General features: G+C 63.7%; 22 protein-coding genes. 12 read left to right on the top strand and 10 right to left on the bottom strand.

Annotated elements, in window-relative coordinates; all coding sequences use genetic code 11:
• The first annotated feature begins 50 nt into the window (after positions 1–50).
• Positions 51–1,475: an oxygen-independent coproporphyrinogen III oxidase gene (gene hemN / locus ACYVGS_RS05920; RefSeq protein ID WP_460587741.1), complete on the top strand. Its 1,425-nt coding sequence runs from the start codon at positions 51–53 to the stop codon at positions 1,473–1,475.
• Here the strand turns inward: hemN and ACYVGS_RS05915 are convergent.
• Positions 1,468–1,920: a hypothetical protein gene (locus tag ACYVGS_RS05915; protein ID WP_460587740.1), complete on the bottom strand. Its 453-nt coding sequence runs from the start codon at positions 1,918–1,920 to the stop codon at positions 1,468–1,470. The two genes, hemN and ACYVGS_RS05915, sit on opposite strands and share 8 nt — an antisense overlap.
• A 64-nt stretch (positions 1,921–1,984) precedes the next feature.
• Between ACYVGS_RS05915 and ACYVGS_RS05910 the strand changes: the two genes are divergently transcribed.
• Positions 1,985–3,118 (top strand): PQQ-dependent sugar dehydrogenase, encoded by a 1,134-nt coding sequence (locus ACYVGS_RS05910; RefSeq protein WP_460587739.1) that lies wholly within the window; start codon positions 1,985–1,987, stop codon positions 3,116–3,118.
• Between the two features lie 55 nt (positions 3,119–3,173).
• Here ACYVGS_RS05910 and ACYVGS_RS05905 read toward each other — a convergent pair whose 3' ends face one another.
• Positions 3,174–3,977, bottom strand: a complete 804-nt coding sequence (locus ACYVGS_RS05905) for a hypothetical protein (RefSeq protein WP_460587738.1) — start codon at positions 3,975–3,977, stop codon at positions 3,174–3,176.
• 263 nt (positions 3,978–4,240) lie between these two features.
• Positions 4,241–4,855, bottom strand: coding sequence for a c-type cytochrome (locus tag ACYVGS_RS05900; protein ID WP_460587737.1), 615 nt, complete (start codon positions 4,853–4,855; stop codon positions 4,241–4,243).
• Positions 4,856–5,040: 185 nt separating this feature from the next.
• Here ACYVGS_RS05900 and ACYVGS_RS05895 point away from each other — a divergent pair, with 185 nt between their 5' ends.
• Genes ACYVGS_RS05895 through ACYVGS_RS05885 form a run of 3 tightly spaced genes read left to right on the top strand, consistent with a single transcriptional unit; the run spans position 5,041 to position 8,025 of the window.
• The gene (locus tag ACYVGS_RS05895) at positions 5,041–5,436 is read left to right on the top strand and encodes a TFIIB-type zinc ribbon-containing protein (protein WP_460587736.1); all 396 of its coding nucleotides are present in this window, start codon (positions 5,041–5,043) and stop codon (positions 5,434–5,436) included.
• 16 nt (positions 5,437–5,452) lie between these two features.
• Positions 5,453–6,913: an MFS transporter gene (locus tag ACYVGS_RS05890; protein WP_460587735.1), complete on the top strand. Its 1,461-nt coding sequence runs from the start codon at positions 5,453–5,455 to the stop codon at positions 6,911–6,913.
• Positions 6,914–6,966: 53 nt separating this feature from the next.
• A complete protein-coding gene (locus ACYVGS_RS05885) occupies positions 6,967–8,025 on the top strand; it encodes a 3-deoxy-7-phosphoheptulonate synthase (protein WP_460587734.1) in 1,059 nt (352 codons plus the stop codon).
• 19 nt (positions 8,026–8,044) lie between these two features.
• Here the strand turns inward: ACYVGS_RS05885 and ACYVGS_RS05880 are convergent, their stop codons facing one another.
• Positions 8,045–9,079, bottom strand: a complete 1,035-nt coding sequence (locus ACYVGS_RS05880; RefSeq protein WP_460587733.1) for a DUF481 domain-containing protein — start codon at positions 9,077–9,079, stop codon at positions 8,045–8,047.
• A gap of 106 nt (positions 9,080–9,185) precedes the next feature.
• Here ACYVGS_RS05880 and gorA point away from each other — a divergent pair, with 106 nt between their 5' ends.
• On the top strand, positions 9,186–10,544 hold the full coding sequence (gene gorA, locus ACYVGS_RS05875; RefSeq protein ID WP_460587732.1) for a glutathione-disulfide reductase: 1,359 nt from the start codon (positions 9,186–9,188) through the stop codon (positions 10,542–10,544).
• 12 nt (positions 10,545–10,556) lie between these two features.
• Positions 10,557–11,090 (top strand): 2'-5' RNA ligase family protein, encoded by a 534-nt coding sequence (gene thpR / locus ACYVGS_RS05870; RefSeq protein ID WP_460587731.1) that lies wholly within the window; start codon positions 10,557–10,559, stop codon positions 11,088–11,090.
• Between the two features lie 59 nt (positions 11,091–11,149).
• On the opposite strand, the gene mmsB is transcribed toward thpR, so the two are convergent.
• The 5 genes from mmsB to ACYVGS_RS05845 are packed head-to-tail and all read right to left on the bottom strand — an operon-like array spanning position 11,150 to position 16,573.
• Entirely contained in the window at positions 11,150–12,037 is an 888-nt protein-coding gene (mmsB, locus tag ACYVGS_RS05865) for an HIBADH family dehydrogenase (protein ID WP_460587730.1), read from the bottom strand.
• A gap of 16 nt (positions 12,038–12,053) precedes the next feature.
• Positions 12,054–13,169: an enoyl-CoA hydratase/isomerase family protein gene (locus ACYVGS_RS05860; RefSeq protein WP_460587729.1), complete on the bottom strand. Its 1,116-nt coding sequence runs from the start codon at positions 13,167–13,169 to the stop codon at positions 12,054–12,056.
• Between the two features lie 28 nt (positions 13,170–13,197).
• Positions 13,198–13,986 (bottom strand): enoyl-CoA hydratase, encoded by a 789-nt coding sequence (locus ACYVGS_RS05855; protein ID WP_460587728.1) that lies wholly within the window; start codon positions 13,984–13,986, stop codon positions 13,198–13,200.
• Positions 13,983–15,143, bottom strand: a complete 1,161-nt coding sequence (locus ACYVGS_RS05850; RefSeq protein ID WP_460587727.1) for an acyl-CoA dehydrogenase family protein — start codon at positions 15,141–15,143, stop codon at positions 13,983–13,985. Before ACYVGS_RS05850 ends, ACYVGS_RS05855 begins: the two co-directional genes overlap by 4 nt.
• Positions 15,144–15,154: 11 nt before the next feature.
• The gene (locus ACYVGS_RS05845) at positions 15,155–16,573 is read right to left on the bottom strand and encodes an aldehyde dehydrogenase family protein (RefSeq protein WP_460587726.1); all 1,419 of its coding nucleotides are present in this window, start codon (positions 16,571–16,573) and stop codon (positions 15,155–15,157) included.
• Positions 16,574–16,760: 187 nt separating this feature from the next.
• Between ACYVGS_RS05845 and ACYVGS_RS05840 the strand changes: the two genes are divergently transcribed.
• Entirely contained in the window at positions 16,761–17,642 is an 882-nt protein-coding gene (locus ACYVGS_RS05840) for an AraC family transcriptional regulator (protein WP_460587725.1), read from the top strand.
• A gap of 14 nt (positions 17,643–17,656) precedes the next feature.
• On the opposite strand, the gene ACYVGS_RS05835 is transcribed toward ACYVGS_RS05840, so the two are convergent.
• A complete protein-coding gene (locus ACYVGS_RS05835; protein ID WP_460587724.1) occupies positions 17,657–18,637 on the bottom strand; it encodes a 2-hydroxyacid dehydrogenase in 981 nt (326 codons plus the stop codon).
• A gap of 94 nt (positions 18,638–18,731) precedes the next feature.
• On the opposite strand from ACYVGS_RS05835, the gene ACYVGS_RS05830 reads away from it, so the two are divergent.
• The 4 genes from ACYVGS_RS05830 to arsB all read left to right on the top strand — a co-directional run bounded on the left by ACYVGS_RS05830 (position 18,732) and on the right by arsB (position 22,061).
• Complete coding sequence (locus tag ACYVGS_RS05830; RefSeq protein ID WP_460587723.1) at positions 18,732–19,424, top strand: cupin domain-containing protein; 693 nt, start codon at positions 18,732–18,734, stop codon at positions 19,422–19,424.
• Positions 19,425–19,507: 83 nt separating this feature from the next.
• The gene (locus ACYVGS_RS05825) at positions 19,508–20,296 is read left to right on the top strand and encodes a metalloregulator ArsR/SmtB family transcription factor (protein ID WP_460587722.1); all 789 of its coding nucleotides are present in this window, start codon (positions 19,508–19,510) and stop codon (positions 20,294–20,296) included.
• A gap of 3 nt (positions 20,297–20,299) precedes the next feature.
• Positions 20,300–21,010, top strand: a complete 711-nt coding sequence (gene arsH / locus ACYVGS_RS05820; RefSeq protein ID WP_460587721.1) for an NADPH-dependent FMN reductase family protein — start codon at positions 20,300–20,302, stop codon at positions 21,008–21,010.
• 13 nt (positions 21,011–21,023) lie between these two features.
• Entirely contained in the window at positions 21,024–22,061 is a 1,038-nt protein-coding gene (arsB, locus tag ACYVGS_RS05815) for an arsenic resistance protein (protein ID WP_460587720.1), read from the top strand.
• Positions 22,062–22,114 lie beyond the last annotated feature (53 nt).

The following is a 22,114-nucleotide window of genomic DNA, read 5'->3' as shown; positions in this document are numbered from 1 at the left end:
TGCCTCCGTGACTATACTGGGCTCCTGCAAGCGACCCTCGGGAGCTCCACATGGCATTGCCCCAGTTCAGCCAGCCAGCCCTCTCCAGCCGTGAGCTCTGGAACCTCGACCTGATCCGGCGCCACGACCTGTCCGGCCCGCGCTATACCTCCTACCCCACCGCGGCACAATTCCGCGACGACGTGGAGGAATCGGCCTGGCGTAGCGCGATGGCGCAGAGCAATGCCGGCGGCAAGCCATTGTCACTGTACGTGCATATCCCCTTTTGCAGTACCATCTGCTACTACTGCGCCTGCAACAAGATCGTCACCGCCAACCGCGCGCGAGCAAGCGCCTATCTCGACTACCTGTATCGCGAGATCGAACTGCAGGCGGCCCTCGTCGACACCGATAGACCGGTGCATCAGCTCCATTGGGGCGGAGGCACTCCCACCTTTATCAGTGACGCGGAAATGCGTCAGCTCATGGCCGCCCTGCGCCGACACTTCACCCTGGTGGACGACGAGTGTGGGGAGTATTCGATTGAACTGCACCCGGGCGAGCTTCCGCCCGATCGGCTCTGGCTGCTGCGCGAGCTCGGTTTCAATCGCCTGAGCATGGGGATCCAGGACTTCGATCCCCGGGTACAGCAGGCCGTCAACCGCTTCAACAGCCTGGAGCAGGTGCAGGAGCTGGTCGATGTCGCGAGGCGCGCACAGTTCCGCTCATTGAGCATGGACCTGATCTACGGCCTGCCCCACCAGAGCGCCCGGAGCTTTCAGCAGACACTGGATGCCGTCATTGCCCTGCGGCCGGAGCGCCTGTCAGTTTTCAACTACGCTCACATGCCCAATCTCTTCAAGACGCAGCGCCAGATTGATGCCGAGACCTTGCCGGCACCCGAGGAGAAACTGGCCATCCTGGAGCAGAGTATCGAACAGTTGCTGCATGCGGGTTACGTGTATATCGGCATGGATCACTTCGCCCTGCCCGAGGACGCTCTGGCCCGCGCTGCCGCCGCCGGTGAACTGCACCGCAACTTCCAGGGCTACGCGACTCACGGCAACTGCGATCTGCTGGGCTTTGGTATCTCAGCCATCAATGCTATCGGCGACTCCCACTTCCAGAACCACAAGTCCCTGGCCCCCTACGTCGCCGACCTCGAACGCAAGGCCCTGCCTCTGGCGAAGTGGGTCTCCCTGAGCCGCGAGGACCACCTGCGTCGCGCGGTGATCAACGCCCTGATCTGTCACTTCGCAGTGGACTTCGCAACCCTTGAATCGGAGTACAGTGTGGACTTCCAGCGGCATTTCAGCGCAGAACTGCAGGCGCTTGCGCCACTGGAAAAGGACGGGCTGCTCAGTGTCGACGATCGCGGCATCCAGGTGCTTCCCGCAGGGCGCCTGCTGATCCGTCGTATCTGCATGGTATTCGACGCCTACCAGCAGCAGGGCCGCGAGGAGGCTGCTGCGCCGCGCTTTTCACGCATTATCTGAACAGTTGGCGCGGCCTGCGCTGGCTGAGCCGGGCATACAGATACCCGCCCACTGCGCCCGCAAAACCCTGCAGAAGCAGCCCGCTCCAGTCCCTGGCGGCGGCCAGCGGCCAGACACCCAGCAGCTGCCGCATGATCACGTTGAGCAAAACCAGCGCCGCCAGGCCCGCCAGTGAAAACCAGAGGCTCCGGGAGCCGGGAATCAGGTGTAGCCTGACCAGCGCAGCAGCGGCCGGCATGGCCAGTAGAAAAGCCAGCAGCACCAGTAAAAGGTAGGTACTCGCTAGGCCAAGGAGATCGTGCAGACTGGCGCGAAGGCGCGTTTCCAGATCGACTTCCACCCCCATGACCACCAGGTCGTGCAGAATCACCTGTGTCGCCAGTAGCGATGCCAGCACATAGGCGGCAAAAACAGCGGGGAAAAAAGCCTTCAGCACACGTAGCACGACTCAGCGACCTCGTTCGCAGACCCTGACTATAATGACGGCTCACCCGGCAAAGGAAAAGCCCATGCACATTGTCGAGAAAACGCTGTCACTACTTCTGCTGGCGCTGGTGCTGACCGCACGTCCCGCCTCTGGGCAGCACTACGAATTGGTGACACTGGCGGATGGCCTGCAACACCCATGGTCAGTCGTCCAGTTACCCGACGGCGACTTTCTCGTCAGCGAACGCCCCGGGCGACTTTTGCGTATCGCAGCGGCGGACGGTTCGATTCAGGCAATCCAGGGTGGCCCGGAAACCCTGACCGGCGGGCAGGGTGGTTACTTCGACATTGCCCTGCACCCGCAATTTGAGCACAACGCGCTGGTCTATCTCGCCTATGCCCGAGGCAAGCCCGGCGACAATGCCACCACACTGCACCGTGCGCGCCTCCGGGGCGACGAACTGTTCGAGGGCGAGGATCTGCTGGCGGTTAGTCCACCGAAGACCACCCGGCAACACTACGGCGGTCGTCTGCTGTTTCTCGAAGACGCCACACTGCTGCTGAGCACTGGCGACGGTTTTGATCTGCGCGAACAGGCCCAGTCACTGGACAGTGAACTGGGCAAGGTTCTGCGTGTCACGGATGGCGGCAAACCCTCACCCGGCAACCCCTTTACCCACAGCGGTGCGGAGCGGATATGGACGCTGGGGCATCGCAATCCACAGGGCCTGGCGCGGGATCCCGCCACCGGTACGGTATACCTGCACGAACACGGGCCGCGGGGAGGTGACGAGCTGAATGTATTGACGGCGGGCAACAATTACGGCTGGCCCGCCGTCACCTTTGGCCTGGACTACAGTGGCGCCTTCGTTTCCCCCTTCCAGACTCTGCCCGGCATGACCGAGCCCCTGCATACCTGGACGCCGAGCATCGCACCCTCGGGGATGACCGTGTATCGCGGCGACGCCTTCCCCGACTGGCAAGGTGACCTGCTGGTGGGGGCACTGGTGCCAAAGGAAGTCCGGTTACTGGAGCTGCAGCAGGGCAGGATTACCGCGGAGAAATCGCTGTTCAGAGAGGTCGGCGAGCGTATACGCGACGTTCGCACCGGCAGGGATGGCCTGTTGTATCTACTCACAGACAGCGAGCAGGGCCGCTTGATTCAAATACGCCCCGCCCCGGCGACACGCGCCGGTGCGGGAGAAGACACCCGGTGAGGCCGGAGCATCACGACCGCGAGCCCTGAAGACCGCGGCCGCCCGGACCACGCCCTCAGCTGTTGCTGTCGCCGGACTGGGCTGCGGCTTTGGGCGTTGCCTTGCGCGGAGCACTCTTGCGCACCGGACGCTTGGCCGTTGTGGTCGCGCGCTTGGCAGCTGGCGCCTTGCGTGCGGCTGTCTTCCGCGCGGGCGCCTTGCCAGCAGCGGCCTTGCGTTTGGCAGGCGCTTTCTTCGCCGGTGCCTTTTTAGCGGCAACTTTCTTCGCCGGTGCCTTTTTCACTGGTGCCTTGCGTGTTGCCGACTTTTTCGCGGGAGCTTTACCGGCTGGTGCTTTGCGTGCGGGAGACTTCTTCCCGGCAGCCTTTTTCGCTGCGGCTTTTTTCGCAGGCGCCTTCTTTGCTGCCGTCTTGCGACGCGCCGGGGCTTTGCCGCCCGCTGCTGCCTTCACCTGGCGACTCTTGTTGACTGCCTGTTCGGCAATTGCCGCAGCTTTCTCTGCCGCCTGGGCGCGGCTGGCTTCAAGCGCCAGATCCGCCTGAATAGGCAACAGTTTCTCGGCCGAGGAATAGGCAGACTTGGCCACCTTCGCGACCGCATCCGCGAGTTCCTGCACGTGCTTGACCAGCTCCTCCACCCGCTTGTGGTTGGCGTTGCTGCCTTTCTTCTGCAGATCTGCGCGTGCCTTCTTCAGACGTGCGTTAGCATCACTGTGCTTTTTCCGTGCCTTGGTAAGGTCGGTTTTGACGCGGTTCTGAATTTTCTCGGTTTCCGCAATCAGCTTCTTTTGCAGCTGAGCAACCTTCTTGTTGGCTTGCTCTGCCATTTTGGCGGCTTGCGCCAGTTCCTTTTCCAACATGGGCGTCGACTCCCTGAAATGGGTGGGTACCACTGCAATAGTGTAGGCAGATTCACTGGCCACGCAAATAGCCGCGGGGTTTTTAATCCCCTGCGGCGGTATAAATACCGTCTTTGTTGCGCCCCTCGCCTCATTGAAGTGCATAAACAGGGAAAAACGCACCAACAGAAAACAGCTATCGCGACAGTCCTGTGAGAAATGTTTGCGGCACGCGAAAAAAATTGCGGCTGCGAAACCCTAACGTTTCGCTGTGACGCAACATGCTATTCCGACTGTGCGCGAATCCAGCTGACAATATCGGCGAGGGCGTCGTCATCGGGAAGCGCCGCGGCCATGGAACGCATCTGCCGGCCCGCGCGGTCCTCGCGCAGACGCCCGCGCTGACCTTCACGAAAGGCGTGCAACTGCGCCAGCAGGTACCAGTCGTCACCACCTGCCAGACGCGGCGCATTCAAGGCCAGGTTACCCTGGGCCCGCGGACCGTGACAGGCCGCACAGAATTGGCGGTAAAGCTTGCCTCCCCGTTCGCGATCCCCGGTCACAGTAACAGGCGACACATCGCTGTCCTGATCGGCAATCCAGGCAACCAATTCCGGCCAGGCAGCTTCGGGTGGCAACAACGCAACGCTGCCAGCCATTTGTTGCGCCGCGGCGCTGGCGCCCTCACCTCCACGCCAGCCACGCTGAAACTTTTCCAGCTGCAGCAGCAGTGATACCGGATCGAGGTGATTCAGGCGCGGTGCAGCGAGGGCTCGCTGACCCTGCGCCTGTTCACCGTGACAGGTCGCACAGGGAGCGTAGAGCTCGCTATTTGCCGAAGCACCGCCAACCCACGCAAAACTCAACAAGGCAAGGCGAAAGAAAATCGTCAATCTCATGGCTCTGGGAACATCGTTGGAGGGAAATGTGAATCTAGCAGTTTTTGCTGTGAGGGCCTACAGTGCTGAGTGTCCTGGAGCCCCAAGACAATGATAACGGACTGGGCTAGACTCGCCCTGAGCGGTGTCTCAGTGCGAAGAACACAACTCGAAAACCCTTAAATGGCAATGCACAGGGAATAACAATGGAATACGACCCCCAGCAACACAGCCTGAAATGCCCCAAGTGTGGCCACGGCATGCAGGAAGCCAGCTACGGTGATATCACCATCGACCGTTGCACCGAGTGCGGTGGCCTGTGGTTCGATACCGGCGAGGCCGAGCAACTGAAGGATCGCTACATGGGCGACGTGCTGGACTCCGGTAACCCGCGGGACGGCCGGCGCTGGGACACTGTGGAAGACATCGCTTGCCCGCGCTGCGGCAAGGACATGCAGAAAACCTCTGACCCCAAGCAAAAGCACATCTGGTATGAGTCCTGTGAAGAGCATGGCCTGTTCATGGACGCCGGCGAATTCACCGATTACAAGCACGAAACCCTGCTGGACCTGTTCCGCAGCCTGATCCGCGGCGGCCGCTAAGGCGCCTGCAAAGGGAATGCCCCGCCCTACCCTGTCGCGAGGGGACCGGCTGCTCTATGGCCTTGGCGGCGCGGCACCCGCCGCCAAGGAAGCAGCCTACACCATGTTTGTGCTGCTCTTTTACACCCAGGTACTTGGGCTGGGAGGAACCATTACGGGCGTCATCATCGCCCTGAGCCTGATCTGGGACGGCGTATCCGATCCCCTGGTCGGCTCACTCTCCGATCGACTGCACAGCCGCTGGGGCCGACGCCACCCATTCATGGCCATGAGTGTGCTTCCCCTCGGTCTCGGCTTTGTCGGCCTGTTCAGCCCGCCCGCAGTGATCACCGCCAACACCACCTGGCTGGCAGGCTGGCTGCTGTTCTGGTCGCTCTGGGTGCGCACATTTGTCACCACCTTTGCCATTCCGCACCTGGCGCTCTCGGCCGAAATCACCACCGATTACCACGAGCGCAGCCAGGTGCTCGGGGCCCGGCTGGCGACCATGTTCTTGTTCGCGGTCTTGCTGCCCGCCGCGGGGATGTACTGGATATTTCCGGAAAGCGCCGGTCAGGATGGTCGCTTCGAGGCGGAGAATTACCCGCTCTACGGCGCCCTCAGTTGTCTGGTCGTATGGTTGACCACCAGCCTCAGTACGGTCGGCACCCGGCAGCATGCCCGCAATGCACCGCGAGCGCTGGAGGAGCGTACAACGCTGCTGCAGCTGGGGCGCGACCTCTGGCGCACCCTCGATAACCGCAATTTTCGCTACCTGATTGCCTACGACATGGCCGCCACCGGCGCCTACGGTGTCATCACCAGCTTGAACATGCTGGTCTGGACCTTCTTCTGGAGTTTCAGTGCCTTCCAGGTGTCCATCATTCTCTCGCTACCCAGCCTGCTTGCGGTCGCGCTGGCCACACTCAGCCTCGGGCCGCTGGGTCGCCTTGCCCCCAAGCACCGCCTGGTACAGCTGGCGCTGGCGGGACTGATCCTGAATTGCCTCTGGCTCTATCCCGCGGCCCTGCTCGGCTGGCTACCGGACAGTCCATCACTGCGTTTCTGGCTGAATTTCCTGTTCATGTTTCTTTTCATGTACCTGTTTCTCCTGCGTCTGATCAACAGCACCTCGATCGTTGCCGACCTCACCGATGAGCACGAGCTCGCCCACGGCGTGCGCCAGGAAGGCAGTTATTTTGCCGTCATCAATTTCGTCAGCAAGCTGGCGACGGTTGTCGGCCCGCTCTACGGTGGCCTGGCGCTGGACTGGGTGGGACTGTCAGCCGGCATGCGCCCCGGCGATGTACCGGAGTCTACGCGAGAGGGGCTGGTCTACGCCCTCGGTCTTGGCGTTATTCCTGCACTGTTGCTCGCCCTGCTGGCAATTGCCCGGGTCCACACCAGCGAAGCCAACCTGCGCGCAGTGCAGGCCGCCATAGCCGAGCGGCGTGACACCGAGAGCCGCACCCGCGATGGCAGCCACACCAAGGCTTGAGGCCGGCGGCCACCGGGGCGACAATGCCGGTCTTTATTCCGAGGAGACCCGCCATGAGCGCGCGCACTGACGACGTTCGCATTCACCGTGCCCAGCCCCTGATCACACCCTGGGTGCTGGCGGAGGAATTGCCCCTGCCCGAAGAGGCGGCGGACTTCATTGCCGCCTCGCGCCGGGCCATCGAGGCGGTGCTGTCCGGCGAGGATCGTCGCCTGCTGGTCATCGCCGGCCCCTGCTCGGTACACGATCCCGAGGCTCTGCTCGCATTCGCGCGCGCCTTCAGGGAGGGCTGCCAGGATCTCGGTGATGCGCTGCTGCCGGTACTGCGTGTGTATTTCGAAAAGCCGCGCACCGTTGTCGGCTGGAAAGGTCTGATCAACGACCCGGACCTCGATGGCAGCTTCCACATCAACAAGGGTCTGCGCAGGGCGCGCAAGGTGCTGCTGGATGTTGCCGGGCTGGAGCTTCCCGCAGCCAGTGAATTCCTGGATACCACCTTCGGCCAGTACTACGCGGAACTGGTCAGCTTCGGCGCCATTGGCGCGCGCACGGTAGAAAGCCAGATTCACCGGGAGCTGGCCTCGGGGCTCTCGATGCCCGTGGGCTTCAAGAACGGTACCAACGGCAACATCCAGGTCGCCATCGACGCCATTCGCAGCGCCAGCCACGGTCACTGGTTCCCCTCCCTGACCAAGGAGGGCACGCCGGCCATCCTGCAATCCGCGGGCAACCCCCACGGCTACCTGATCCTGCGGGGCGGGGGCGACAGCGGCCCCAACTATCACGCCGCAGCAGTTCAGCAGGCCGCGGAGGCACTGGCGGCCCACGACCTGCCTGCCTCGCTGATCGTGGACTGCAGCCACGGCAACAGCGAGAAGGATCCGGCGCGGCAGGCCGTGGTAGTCTCGGACCTGTGCGACCAGATTGAGCAAGGCCAGGCAGCCATCCGCGGCGTGATGCTGGAAAGCCACCTGGTGGGGGGAAACCAGCCCCTCGCAGCGCCCGACTCGCTGACCTTTGGTCAGAGCGTCACCGACGCCTGCCTCTCCCTGGCGGATACCTTGCCGCTACTGGAGCAGCTAGCCGCCGCGGTGCGTCGTCGGGCGCGCTGAGCGCGCCAGGGCCATCCAGCTACCAGCTGTAGCCAACCCGGAAACGGTAGGTCTGATCCAGCTCCTCGACCCCATCGGGCGCGCCGCTGTCATACTCGAGCAGGACCTCTGCGGCACCCTCGATACTCATGAACATGGGGAACGACAGGCCCATGATGACATCCAGGATCACCTCATCCGCCTGGTCCAGGTTCCAGATACCGGTGTGGTCCAGGTAGAGTTGAGAGTCACCGCCCAGGATATTGCTGTCAGCGTGGAGCGACCAATTCGCGCCCTGGTAACTTTCGTCCTCGGCGAGGATAAAATTCTCGTCCACGTAGACCAGGCCCGCCTCCGCGGACAGTGTCAGCGCAGGCTCCTCGTAAAACTGCCGGCCCAGGTAGGGACCCACGTAGTAGCGCAGGTCGAGGTCGGCGAACTTGTCCTGTTCGGCCGAGGCGTTGATACCCCAGTAATAGGGGCTGCCGTTGAGGAACTGATCGTACTTGCCCAGCGCGGACCAGTTCTCGGCGTTTTTTACCCCGTTCGCCTCGTCGACCTCGCCATTGATACGCAGGGTATAGCGGTCATCCAGGCTGCGCCAGGTGTTGTCGAGGCGGTAGTCCAGCTCGTCGGTATCCGTGTTGCCACGCTGCATGCCCAGGGCAAAGCTGGCCTGGCCGGTCCAGCGGTAACCCTGCCCCAGCTCCCAGGCCTGCGGGTTGACCAGGGACAAGTCCTCCAACTGATAAGTCCGGCTGCTCGCCACCTCAGTCGGCAACACCAGCTCCCGGTTCTCGACCTGCAGAGCAGGTGTCTCCAGCACCGAGTCGTCAGCCAGCTTGAGCACCGCCGGCCCCTCCGCGGACAGGCTCTCGATCTGGGCCTGCTGCACGCTCAGTGTGCCGGCAAAGCCGGTTTCGATGGTAACAATGCCGCCGCGAACGGCGGTTACCGTGCCCAATATGCGCGAGCCGTCGCGCAGCACAATCTCGTCCTGCGCCTGGGCCAGAGGTATCGACAGACACAGCAGGGACAGTGCGCGGGCGAGGTGGCGGGGGGCGAATCCGGTCATGTCAGGGCCTCATGCTCAAAAACCCGCTATGATAGCGGAATTTCACGGCTTTCGCGGTTCGGAGGGGGCCTCCGCGCCGCAGCCCGCGGTAAAAAAGGAGACAGCAGTGAGTGACAGGGACTACGACCTCTTCGTAATCGGCGCCGGCTCGGGCGGCGTGCGCGCCGCGCGTATGGCAGCGGGTTTTGGCGCCCGCGTCGCCGTGGCCGAAGACCGCTACATGGGCGGAACCTGCGTGAACGTCGGCTGCGTGCCCAAGAAGCTTTACGTCTATGCCTCGGAGTACAGCAAGGCCTTTGAAGACGCCCGCGGTTTTGGCTGGGACAGCGAGATCCCCCCCTTCGACTGGGAAACCCTGCGTGAAAACAAGCGCGTGGAGATTTCCCGCCTGAACGCGATCTATCAGCGTCTGCTGGACAATTCCGGCGCCGATGTCTTCGACGGGCGCGCGCGCATCGTCGACGCCCACACCGTGGCCGTCGGCGAAGCCCGCTACAGCACCGACAGGATTCTGATTGCGACCGGCGGCTGGCCCCATGTACCCGACATTCCCGGGCGGGAGCTGGCCATCACCTCCAACGAAGTTTTCGACCTCGATTATTTCCCGGAGCGCCTGGCCATCGTCGGTGGCGGCTATATCGCCGTGGAGTTCGCCGGTATCTTCAACGGGCTGGGTGCCCAGGTGACCCAACTGTACCGGGGGCCGCTCTTCCTGCGCGGTTTCGACGCCGACATTCGCGCCCACGCGGCACAGGAAATCGTCAAGACCGGTGTCGACCTGCGCTTCGAGACCAATGTCGAGGCAATCCGCCACGGCAGCGGTGGCCTGCTGCTGGAACTCAGTGACGGTTCGACCCTGGAAGTGGACGCAGTGCTCTACGCGACGGGGCGCAAGCCCAACCTGGAAGGTCTCGGCCTGGAGCACGTCAACGTTGCCCTCAGCGAGTTCGGCACCATCGAGGTCGACCAGCACTATCGCACCAGTGAGCCCTCGGTTTTCGCCCTCGGGGACGTCACCGGTGGCATGGAACTGACTCCGGTCGCGCTGGCAGAAGGCATGGCCTTCGCCCGTCGCGAGTTCGGCGGTCAGGAGGCGGAGGTCGACTACGACTTCATCCCCACCGCCGTCTTCAGCCAGCCCAATATCGGCACCGTGGGCTTCACCGAGGAACAGGCCCGGGCGCACTTCGGCCATATTCGCCTGTTCAAATCCACTTTCCGGCCGATGAAGCACACGATCAGCGGGCGCAGCGAACAGAGCCTGATGAAGCTGATTGTCGACAAGGCCAGTGACCGGGTGGTGGGGCTGCACATGGTCGGGCCGGACGCGGGGGAAATCCTCCAGGGCTTTGCCGTCGCCATGCGGGCCGGTGCCACCAAGGCGATGTTCGACAGCACCATCGGCATTCACCCGACGGCCGCGGAAGAGCTGGTCACCATGCGCGAGCCCTGGACCGAGGACTGAGCGAGGGGCTGGATGCGACTGTTCTTTGGCCTGGAGATTCCCGCGAACACGGCGCTGGCGATTGCCGATTGGCGCGAGCGCCAGTTCCCGCCGATGGGACGCCCGGTGCCTGTGGCGAATTTCCACATCACCCTGGCCTTTGTCGGCGAGTGTTCAGAGCCCGCTCTCGACCGACTGTGTCGCGACGTCGACGAGCGCCTGGAGCGGCAGATGCAGCACGGGGCCAGCATGACCCTGTCGCGGGTCGGCTACTGGCCGAAACCGGGAATCTGCTGGCTCGGGCCGTCAGATCCCCCGGTAGCTCTCGAGCAACTGGCGCGGTGCCTGCAACAAAGCGCCCTCGCGGTCGGAGCGCGGCGGGAACGGCGCTCCTACCAGCCACACCTGACCCTGTTCCGCCGCTGCGAGATACCGCCCCCCGCACCCACCGAAGCTGCCGATTTCCGGCTGGGCTGGCACCGTTTCACGCTCTACGAGTCGGTAGCGGGTCGGCAAGGCGTGCACTACCAGCCGCTGGCGGAGTGGCCCCTCGCGCAGGGCGACTGATCCGCCGCGCCGCGCGATCCGACCCGGGCCAACTCGGGGCACAAGGCCGGACCTTGGATTCAGGAGGCCTTGAGGCGCTCCAGGATGGAGGAGAAGTCGCGCTGGCCATTGCCACCGCCCTGGTGCCCCTCGTAGAGCCTGCGCGCCAGCTGGCCCATGGCGTTGTCCACGCCACTGCCTTCAGCCACTTCCATCGCCAACCCGAGGTCCTTGACCATCAGGTCGACCATGAAGCCGGGCTGGTAGCCCTTGCTGGCGGGGGCATTTTCCATCACGCCGGGCCAGGGGTTGTAGACCTCCAGGGACCAGTTGCGCCCGGAACTGGCGAGCATGATATCCGAGAGCACCTTCGGGTCCAGGCCATTGCGGGCGCCCATTTCCAGCGCCTCACAGGTACCGATCATGTGGATCGCCAGCAGCATGTTGTTGCAGGCCTTGGCCACCTGGCCGGCGCCGGCGGGGCCGGCGTGGAAAATGTTCTTGCCCATGTCGGCCAGAATCACCCGGGCTTTCTCGAAACTGGCCGCGTCGCCGCCACACATGAAAGCCAGCGTTCCGGCCGCCGCCGCGGCCACCCCACCGGACACCGGGCAATCCATGAAGCCGATGCCCCGGTCCGCGGCGGCCTCGCCCACCTTGCGGCTGGTTTCCGCATCGATGGTACTGCAGTCGATCACGGTGGTGCTGGCGTCCAGTTTCGCCAGCAGGCCGTCGTCACCCAGGTAGGTGCCGGCAACGTGCTTGCCCGCAGGCAGCATCGAAATCACGTAGTCGGCACCTTCACTGGCCGCGGCGGCGCTTTCCGCCACCGTCGCACCGGCCTCTGACAACTGCTTACATGCCGCTTCAGAGAGATCGAAGACGGCAACCTGGTGACCGGCCTTGATCAGATTGATTGCCATCGGGCCGCCCATATTGCCGAGCCCGATAAATCCTGCTTTTGCCATGTTATTACCTCGTTGTTTACAGGTCCGCCAGGGGATTTTCCGGCCAGGGCGGCGTGAAGAAGGCGTCCAGCAAATCCTGCGGCACATCGCGGGAGCGCTGGAACTGCCAGGCGGGCTTGCGGTCCTTGTCGATCAGCAGGGCTCGCACGCCCTCGGCAAACTCGGGGTGCCGCACCACGTTGGTCGCCAGCAGGATTTCCGCCTGGAAGACCTCGCGCAGGGAACTGTGCCGGGTTTCCCGCAACTGGCGATGAATCCACAGGGCAGCCAGCTTGGAACCGTGGGCCAGGCTGTCCCTCGCCTTGGCCAGCCAGGGGTCATCCGTGTGCTGGGCGAGAATGTTGTCGATGATCTCGTGGACACTGTCGCCGTCGCAGAGTGAACCGATGCGCCCCATGTGCGGCTCCACCTGCCCGCCCGGAAGCGAAGACAGGCTCTGCTCGGCGAAGGGACGCAGGACATGGCGCACCAGGCCGTGATTGGCGAGTGCGTCATCCGCCAGCCACTGCTGGGCCTGCAGCCCCTTCAGCACCGCATCCCGGTGCTCGCTGGCGATAAAGCGGTCGGCAAGGCCGGTGTAAAGGGCGTCCGCGGCATTGATCGAAGCCCCGGTCAGTGCGAGGAACTCCCCCGAGCGGCCCGGCATGTGGTTGAGGAACCAGCTGCCGCCGACGTCCGGGAACAGGGCAATGGTGATTTCCGGCATGGCAATGCGCGTGGATTCCGTCACCACCCGGTGACTACAGCCGGCCATGACCCCCAGGCCACCCCCCATCACAATACCGTTGCCCCAGCACACGATCGGCTTGGGGTAGGTATGCAGGGTGTAGTTCATGCGGTATTCCCGGGTAAAAAAGGCCTCCGCGTATTCGCAGGGCCCGCCCGGGGTGGCGATGGCCGAGCGGTATAGCGCCTGCACGTCGCCACCGGCGCAGAAGGCCTTTTCGCCGCTGCCCTCGATAAAGACAGCGGCCACCGCATCGTCCTCTGCCCAGCGATCCAGCTGGTTCTGCAGCAGGTCGACCATATCCAGGGTCAGGGAATTCAGGGTGCCAGGCACGTTCAGGGTAACCCGGCCAACCTTGCCGGTTTTGGCCGGCAATTCTGCGAAAACTATCGCGTCGTCTGACATCAAACTCTCCTCTACTGGCGTTGCGTGCTCAGCGATTCTTCCACTCGGGTTTGCGCTTTTCCAGGAAGGCATTCACGCCTTCGCGCTGGTCCTCGGTGGAGAACAGCTCCACGAACAGCTCACGCTCTCCCTGCAGACCATCGGCAATGGCCTTGTCCCGGGCGGAATGAATCAGGCGCTTGCAGCGGCCAATGGAGGACGGGCTCTGCTCGCCCACCTGCTCGGCCAGGGCCAGGGCCTTGTCCAGGGCCTCGCCCTTGCCGACCACTTCCTCGACCAGGCCAATGCGCTCGGCGGTGGCGGCATTGATGCGCTCGCCACAGAGGATCATGCGCTTGGCCCAGCCCTCGCCCACCAGCCAGGACAGGCGCTGGGTGCCACCCGCGCAGGGCAGCAGACCGACTTTGGCTTCCGGCAGGGCCATCTGCGCCTGCTCCTCGGCAATGCGGATATCACAGGCCAGGGCGACTTCCAGACCGCCGCCCATGGCAAAACCATTCACCGCGGCGATGGAGACACCGCGAAAATCCGCGAGGGTTTCAAAGGCCTCACCAAAATAGCGCGCCATCTCGTCAGCGGTTTTCGGGTCGCCGTCGGCAAACAGCTTGAGGTCGGCGCCCGCGGAGAAGAATTTCTCGCCGGCACCGGTCAACACCAGGGCATAGACCTCGGGGTTTTCATTCAGCTTGCCCACCAGGTCGCGCAGGGCCGGCAGGCTCTCCACGTCCCAGGTATTGGCGGCGGGGTTGTCGATAGTCACCAGCGCGGTGTGTCCGCGCAGTTCAACCTTGATCTTGTCACTCGTGCTCAGGCTCATTTTATAACCTCCAGGGCGCCTTCCATCAGCAGTCGTCGCGCCACGATGACGCGCATGATTTCATTGGTTCCTTCCAGGATCTGGTGTACGCGGGTGTCGCGCATGTGCCGTTCCATGGGGTATTCGCGAATGTAGCCGTAGCCGCCGAGCAGTTGCAGCGCATCGTTGCATACCTGAAAGCCCACATCGGTGGCGAAACGCTTGGCCATGGCGCAGTAGGTCGTCGCCTGCGGGTCGGCGCTATCGAGCTTGAAAGCCGCCAGGCGCACCATCTGCCGCGCAGCCACCAGCTCGGTGAGCATGTCGGCCAGCTTGAACTGGGTCGCCTGGAAGTCGGCGATGGCGCTGTTGAACTGGCGCCGCTCCTGGACGTAGTCCGCGGCTTCCTGCAGGGCCTGCTGCGCGGTACCGATACTGCAGGTGGCGATATTGATGCGACCGCCGTCGAGGCCCTCCATGGCAATGGCAAAGCCCTGCCCTTCCTCGCCCAGGCGATTGGCCACCGGCACGCGCACATTGTCGAAGCTGACCATGCGCGTGGGCTGGGCATTCCAGCCCATCTTTTCTTCCTTCTTGCCGTAGCTGACACCCTCGGCATCGGCGGGGATGGCCATTGCCGTTACCCCCTTGGGGCCCTCGGCACCGGTGCGCAACATGACCACCAGCACATCGGTCTCGCCGGCGCCGGAGATGAACACCTTGCTGCCGTTGACCAGATAGTCTTCACCATCGCGCTTGGCGCTGGTACGCAGCGACGCGGCATCGGAGCCGGCGCCCGGTTCGGTTAGGCAATAGGAGGCCAACTTGCTGCCCATCACCAGGTCCGGGCACCACTGCTCGATCAGCGCTTCACTGCCGTACTTGCCGATCATGCTGGTGGCCATGTTGTGAATGGTCATGAAGGCCGCGGTGGTGGTACACCCCCGGGCCAGCTCCTCCACAATCAGGCTGGCGTCGAGGCGACTCATGCCCAGGCCGCCGGCCGTTTCCGGGGTGTACATGCCCATGAAGCCCAGCTCGCCGGCGGCGGCGAAGGCCTCCTTGGGAAAGATCGCCTCGGCATCCCAGCGCGCCGCGTTCGGCGCCAGCTGCTTTTCCGAGAAGGCCCGCGCGCTGTCGACGAAGGCCTGCTGTTCTTCGGAAACCGAAAAATCCATGCTCCGACCTCCTAGAAGCGGTTCATGACTTTGCCGAAGAGAACCTCGTCACTGGGGATCTCCTTGGTCTTGGCCAGCGGCTTGGACACCCAGGTCTCGTTGATCAGGTCGCGCCAGGTGATGTTGTGGTTGATGCTGTTGCCGCCCCAGGAGCCACAGCCCAGGGAAAAGGTCTGTCGCATGCCGTTCCACAGGTTGCCGCTGTTGGAGGCCGCCTGGGGCTGGTTCACCATCACCCGCGAGGTCTTGGTGCCCAGGGCCAGCTTGAGAATGTTGTCGTCGTTCTTCGAGTAGATCCCGCAGCTGTGCCCCTGCCCCTGGTAGGCCTGGATACGGTTGGTCAGCGCGATCGCCTCGTCGATGTCCTTGATCTTGTAGAGGGCCATGGTCACGGTCAGTTTCTCGCCGGAAAAGGGGTAATCCGGCCCGGCACCCACCTCGGGCACGATGAAGAACTGCTTGCCCTCGGGCAGATCGATTCCCGCGCGGCCGGCAATCGTGGTCGCGCGCTGGGCGACGATCTGGGCATTCAGGTGCCCGTCCACCCAGATCACGTCCTGCAGCTTCTGCTTGTCATCACCCTCGATGATGTAGCCGCCCTCGTGCTTGAGCTTCTCGACAAACTCGTCGTAGATGGACTCGAATACCAGCACCGAGTTGTCGGAGGAGCAGGAGGCCGCCAGGTCCAGGGTCTTGGAAATGCGGATCTTCTCCGCCGCCTCATCCAGGTCGGCGGTGTCGTCGACGGTGATCACGGCATTGCCCACACCCACGCCGAGAGCCGGGGTGCCGGAGGAATAGGCCGCACTCACCATGGCCTCGCCACCGGTGGCGAGAATGCGGTCGCACTGACGCATCAACTCGTTGGTCTTGTCCAGGGAGGGAACGTCGATGCTCTGCACCAGGTCCGCCGGGGCGCCCATGGCGACAATCGCTTCGCGCATGTAGTCGCAGATCATCTTGTTGGTCAGCTTGGCACGCGGGTGCGGCGCGATGATGATGGCATTGCGTCCCTTGACCGCGGAGATGGCCTTGATCACCGGCGTCGCCTCCGGATTAGTCGAGGGCGACAGTGCGCCAATCACGCCCACCGGCTTGGCGATCTTGATGATGTTGCGCACCGGGTCTTCCTCGATCACACCCACCGACTTGTCATCGATGATGTCCAGCAGGGTCGCCCGCGTCTTGCGGTGGATCTTGAGGAATTTGCCGTCGTAGTTGCCGAGCTGGGTTTCCTCCACCGCGAACTGGGCAATTTTCTCCGAGACGTCTTCCCGGGCCACGGACCAGACCATGGCGGTGATGAGCTCGTCGACCTGTTCCTGGGTATAGTGCTCTATCGCAGCCTGCGCCGCCCGGGCGCGCGCCATCATCTCGGCGATTTCCTGCTGGACTTCGTTGTTTTCCTGAGTTTCCTGCACCTTGGCCATGATTCACACTCCTGTCGTGCTACTTGCGGGTCGGGATCCCGCCCACAACAGACTATAGACGGGATTTTTATAATGGCAGGGCAGACTACCCGGGCACAGGAGCGGGTCAAAGGGACGAAATTGCGATCAATATGGACTATATTGCTGCCATGAAAACCATAAACACCCCGCAACAGGACTCCAGGCCATGAGTAGTCCCTCACAATGGTCACTTCCCGAGCAGGGGGTGCGCTTCCTGACGCCGGTGTTCATGCTCGAGCAACTGCACCGGCACCCCCTCACCCGGGACTGCTACCCCACCGCCATGGGCTACTATCCGGCGGCACGGGGGCACCGCATGCGGCGCAGGCGCCACGACGACAACCTGCTGATCTACTGTGTCGAGGGTCACGGCCGCCTGCGCGCCGCCGATCAGCGACTGTCGGTCGGCCCAGGGGACCTGCTGCTGTTGCCCCAGGGCCTGCCCCACAGCTATGCGGCGGACAGCGCGCAACCCTGGACGCTCTACTGGGTGCACTTCCAGGGCGTCAGTTCGCGGGTTTTCATGGAGTACCTGGGCTATCGGGACAACCGCCTGGTTATCCCCGTGGGCCTCGCTCCCGGCCTGAGCGCAGCCTTTCACAGTCTACTGGCGGTGAGTCGCACGGGTTACAGCAGCAAGGCCTTCATCAACGCGGCCAACCACTGCCGGCACCTGTTCACCCAGTTTGCCCTGGAAGCCAACCGGCAGCGGGCTACTCACGCCAGCGGCCTGGACCTGGAAGCGATTCAGGCGACCATGCGGGACAACATCCATGCCAGCCTGGAGCTGGAGCAACTGGCGGCCGTGGCGCATTTGTCCAAGTACCACTTTGCCAGCCGCTACAAGGCGCTCACGGGTTACTCGCCCATCCAGCATTTCCTGCACATGAAGATGGAATACGCCTGTCAGTTGCTGGACAGCTCGGACCTGCCGGTCAAGGCGATTGCGGCCGCCGCGGGTTACAGCGACCCGCTGTACTTTTCGCGCCTGTTCCGGCGCACCGTGGGGATGTCGCCGCGCGCCTACCGCAGCTCGGTACGCAAATAGCAGTAGCCCGCCCCTCAGCCCCTGTCGCGATAGACCTCGGGGTTGAAGCAATGGGGCATGGCTTCGCCGTTCAAGGCGGCGATGGCATTGTTTGCCGCCATGTCCGCCATCCGTGCGCGGGTGGCCGCGGTCGCACTGCCTATATGTGGCGCCAGCACCACGTTAGGGAGTGCGAGCAGGGGGTTATCCGCAGGCACCGGCTCTTCCTCGAAGACGTCGATGCCGGCGGCATACAGCTGACCCTGGCCCAGGGCTTCGGCCAGGGCATGCTCATCGACAATGCCACCCCGCGCCGTATTGACCAGCACGGCACCGGGCTTCATGGCCGCGATACGCCCGGCGCCGAGCAGACCGCGTGTCTCGTCAGTCAGGGCCAGATGCACACTGAGGAAATCCGACTCGGCCAGCAGTTCCTCCAGGCTGACGGCGGTCACCCCGGGCACCTCCCGCGGGCTGCGGTTCCAGGCCAGCACGCGCATGCCGAAGGCAGCCGCCCGGCGCGCCACCGCCTGCCCAATCGCCCCCAGGCCGAGGACACCCAGGGTGGCGCCGCTGACATCCTTGCCGGTGAAGAAGTCGGGTGACCAGCGATTCTCCCGCCGCCACGCGCCCTGGCGCACAAAGCAGTCTGCCTCGCTGATGCGGCGCGCCGCCGCCAGCAGCAGGGCAAAGGCCGTATCCGCGGTAGTCTCCACCAGCACCCCCGGGGTATGTCCCAACGGGATCCCGCGGGCATTGAGGGCACTCACATCGACATGATCCACCCCCACCGACATGCTGGACACGAAGGTCAGGTCGGGGCTGGCTTCGATCAACTCGCGGGAAACCTGGTCGGTAAGGAGGCACACCAGTCCGTGGCAGCCCGCCAGCTCCTCGCGCAGTGAATCGGCGGGCATCAGGCCAGGGCCAAGCCAGACATTTACGTCGGCCAGCTCGGAGAGGGCGTGGATACGCTCGCCGGGCAGCGTATGGGTAACCAGAATCTTCTTGCGCATCACCAGAGCATACCCCAGGCCTGCATCCTGACAACAGAGGCAGCTTGGGATTACCATGGCTGCCCACTGACTTTCCAGCCGACAGGCATTCGCCATGAGTGACAGCAACACGCCCCTGAACGGGGATCTGAGCCAGCGCATCGTCATGCGCCCGGAGCACCTGAGCTGGACACCCAGCCCGGGCAGGCACGTCCTGCGCAAGCGCTTCCACCGGGTGGGGGCCCAGGAGTCCGGCCAGGTCACCTCCCTGGTGCGCTACGAACCGGGTGCAAACTTCCCCGCGCACGACCACCCCCAGGGCGAGGAAATCCTGGTCCTCGAGGGGGTCTTTTCCGACGAGCACGGCGACTGGCCCGCCGGCAGTTACCTGCTCAACCCCGAGGGCTTCACGCACCAGCCTTTTTCTCGAGACGGCTGCCTGCTGTTCGTCAAGCTGCGCCAGTTTCCCGGTGCCGACCGCGAACATGTGGCCGTCGACACCCGGGCGCGCCCCTGGCAACCCTCGGTGAAGAAAAGCGTAAGCTGGAAAAAACTCTACGCCCAGGAGCCCTACACCGACTTCATGCGCCTGGAGGCCTGGGATACCCCCGCCGAGCTGGGCCGCATCAATTTCCCCCAGGGCGCCGAGCTGCTGGTCCTCAAGGGGAGCTTCAGCGATGCCCGGGGAAGCTACGGCCTGCACACCTGGCTGCGGATTCCCGCCGGCGGATCCCTGGAGCCGACCAGCAATGACTATTGCGAGCTCTATATCAAGGAGGGAGGCTTCAGTTACCTGCGCGCGGGCTGATTCCCTGGCCCAAGATGCAGCCGCATACGATATTGATCATATAAGTAAAATCATATATGGTGCCTTCGGAATATGGAGGCCCCATGAAAAAACGCGTGCTGTTTCTCTGCCGCGGCAACTCTGCCCGCTCGCAGATGGCCGAGGCCATGCTTCGCCATATTGCCGGCGACCGCTTTGACGTCTGCAGCGCCGGCACCGACCCCGAGGAGATAGATCCTCGCACCCTGCAGGCACTGCAGGATTTCGGCGTGGACACACAGGGTCTGCATTCAAAATCGCTCGAGGGCCTGGCCAAACAGCACTTCGACTACGTCATCAGCCTCTGCGACAAGGCGCATCGCGATTGCCGCCACTGGCCAGAGAGTGGCGTGGTCATGGCCTGGGACTTCCCCGACCCCCGGGTCAGCCTCGACCTCAGAGCGTTCAAGCATACCCTGCAGGAAATCAGCGAACGGCTGCGCCTTTTTGTGCTGGTCAACAGCAAGCAGGTCGGCACCACCCTCAAGGCTCTGCAGCCGCTGACCTTCTACAAGGCACTGGCCGACCAGACACGCCTCCTTAGCCTGCTGCTGATCGACGGGGAAGGCGAGCTGTGCGTCTGCGAGCTGATGGCCGCCCTGGAGCTGCCGCAACCGCATGTTTCCCGTCACCTGGCGCAGTTGCGCAAAAGCGGTGTGCTGGCGGATCGACGCCAGGGGCAGTGGGTCTATTACCGCCTGCACCCCCACCTGCCCGACTGGATGCGCGAGGTGCTGGGCCTGACCCGGGAGAACAGCACATCACTGTTACAGGCGCCCCTGGCGCGACTGCAGGGCATGACCGATCGTCCTCGGGACGGCGGCCGGCTATGCGATGAAACAGCCGAGACATAGGCCATGACCCCGGAATTACCCAACCTCGATCGCAAACAGTTCAGGCATCCCTGCAGCCAATCGCTGCTTCAACCTGGCCCCGAGCATCCGCCGCGCATCCTTCTGCTCTACGGATCCCTGCGCAAGCGTTCCTTCAGCCGCCTGGTGACGGAGGAGGCGGCGCGGCTGCTGCAGGCCATGGGTGCGGAAACCCGCACCTTCAACCCCGCGGGCCTGCCCCTGCCGGACGAAGTGGAGGCGGATCACCCGAAGGTGCAGGAGCTGCGGGAGCTGGTGCAGTGGTGCGAAGGCATGGTGTGGTGTTCCCCCGAGCGCCACGGCGCCATGACCGGGGTCATGAAGGCGCAAATTGACTGGATTCCCCTCAGCCTGGGCGCGGTGCGTCCCACCCAGGGCAAGACCCTGGCGGTGATGCAGGTCAGCGGTGGATCCCAGAGCTTCAATGCGGTGAACCAGCTCCGGGTCCTCGGTCGCTGGATGCGCATGATCACCATCCCCAACCAGTCCTCGGTGGCCAAGGCTTTCCTGGAGTTTGACGACAACGACCGCATGAGACCCTCGCCCTACTACAATCGCATCGTCGACGTGATGGAGGAGCTGACGAAGTTTACCCTGCTGACCCGCGGCTGCAGCGAATACCTGACGGACCGCTATTCCGAGCGGGTGGAAAGTGCCGAACAGCTTTCGGCCCGGGTCAATCAGCGCGCCATCTGAGGGGCCGCAAGGTATGGGAATTTTCGAACGTTACATGAGCCTTTGGGTCGCGCTGTGCATTCTCGGCGGCGTAGGCCTGGGCAACCTGGTGCCCGGGCTGTTTGCGGCAGTCGCCGGCCTGGAGTTCGCGCACGTCAACCTGGTGGTGGCGGTCTTCATCTGGGTCATGATCTACCCGATGATGGTGCAGATCGATTTTGCCGCCATCAAGGATGTCGGCAAACGCCCCAGGGGGCTGCTGCTGACCCTGGTGGTCAACTGGCTGATCAAGCCCTTTACCATGGCGGCCCTCGGCTGGCTGTTTTTCCGGGTGCTGTTCGCGGACTGGGTGGACCCGCAAAGCGCGGGAGAGTACATCGCCGGGATGATTCTGCTCGGTGTCGCGCCCTGCACGGCGATGGTGTTCGTGTGGAGCCATCTGACCAAAGGCGACCCCAACTACACCCTGGTGCAGGTGTCGGTAAACGACGTGATCATGGTGTTTGCCTTTGCACCGATTGCCGCCTTTCTGCTCGGGGTCAGCGATATCCACGTACCCTGGGAAACCCTGCTGCTGTCGGTGTTGCTGTACGTGGTGCTGCCCCTGGTCGCTGGCGCCTGGACCCGGCATCGGCTGGAGCGCCAGGGTGACGGCGAGCGCTTGCAGAGCTTCCTCCACACCCTCAAGCCCTGGTCGATTCTCGGCCTGCTGGCGACTGTCGCCCTGCTGTTCGGCTTTCAGGCGCAGACCATCATTGCCCAGCCCCAGACCATCGGGCTGATTGCAATACCACTGCTGGTGCAGAGCTACGGCATTTTCATCATCGCCTATGCGGCGGCGTACTGCTTGCGCCTGCCCCACAACGTGGCGGCGCCGGCCTGCCTGATTGGTACCTCGAATTTCTTCGAGCTGGCGGTGGCGGTGGCCATTTCCCTGTTCGGCCTGCACTCCGGCGCGGCCCTGGCCACCGTGGTCGGGGTGCTGGTGGAGGTGCCGGTGATGCTGTCCCTGGTGGCGATAGCCAACCGCACGCGGCACTGGTTTCCGGCATCGCAGGCAGGGCAGAGCTGATCCCGGCGGTAGAGGACGTTCTTCTGCTGCCTCGATTGCGTGCGCGATCCTTC

Source organism: Haliea atlantica (assembly GCF_054779855.1).
The sequence above is the reverse complement of the archived record's forward strand: the minus strand, read 5'-3'. Positions and strand labels throughout refer to the sequence as shown.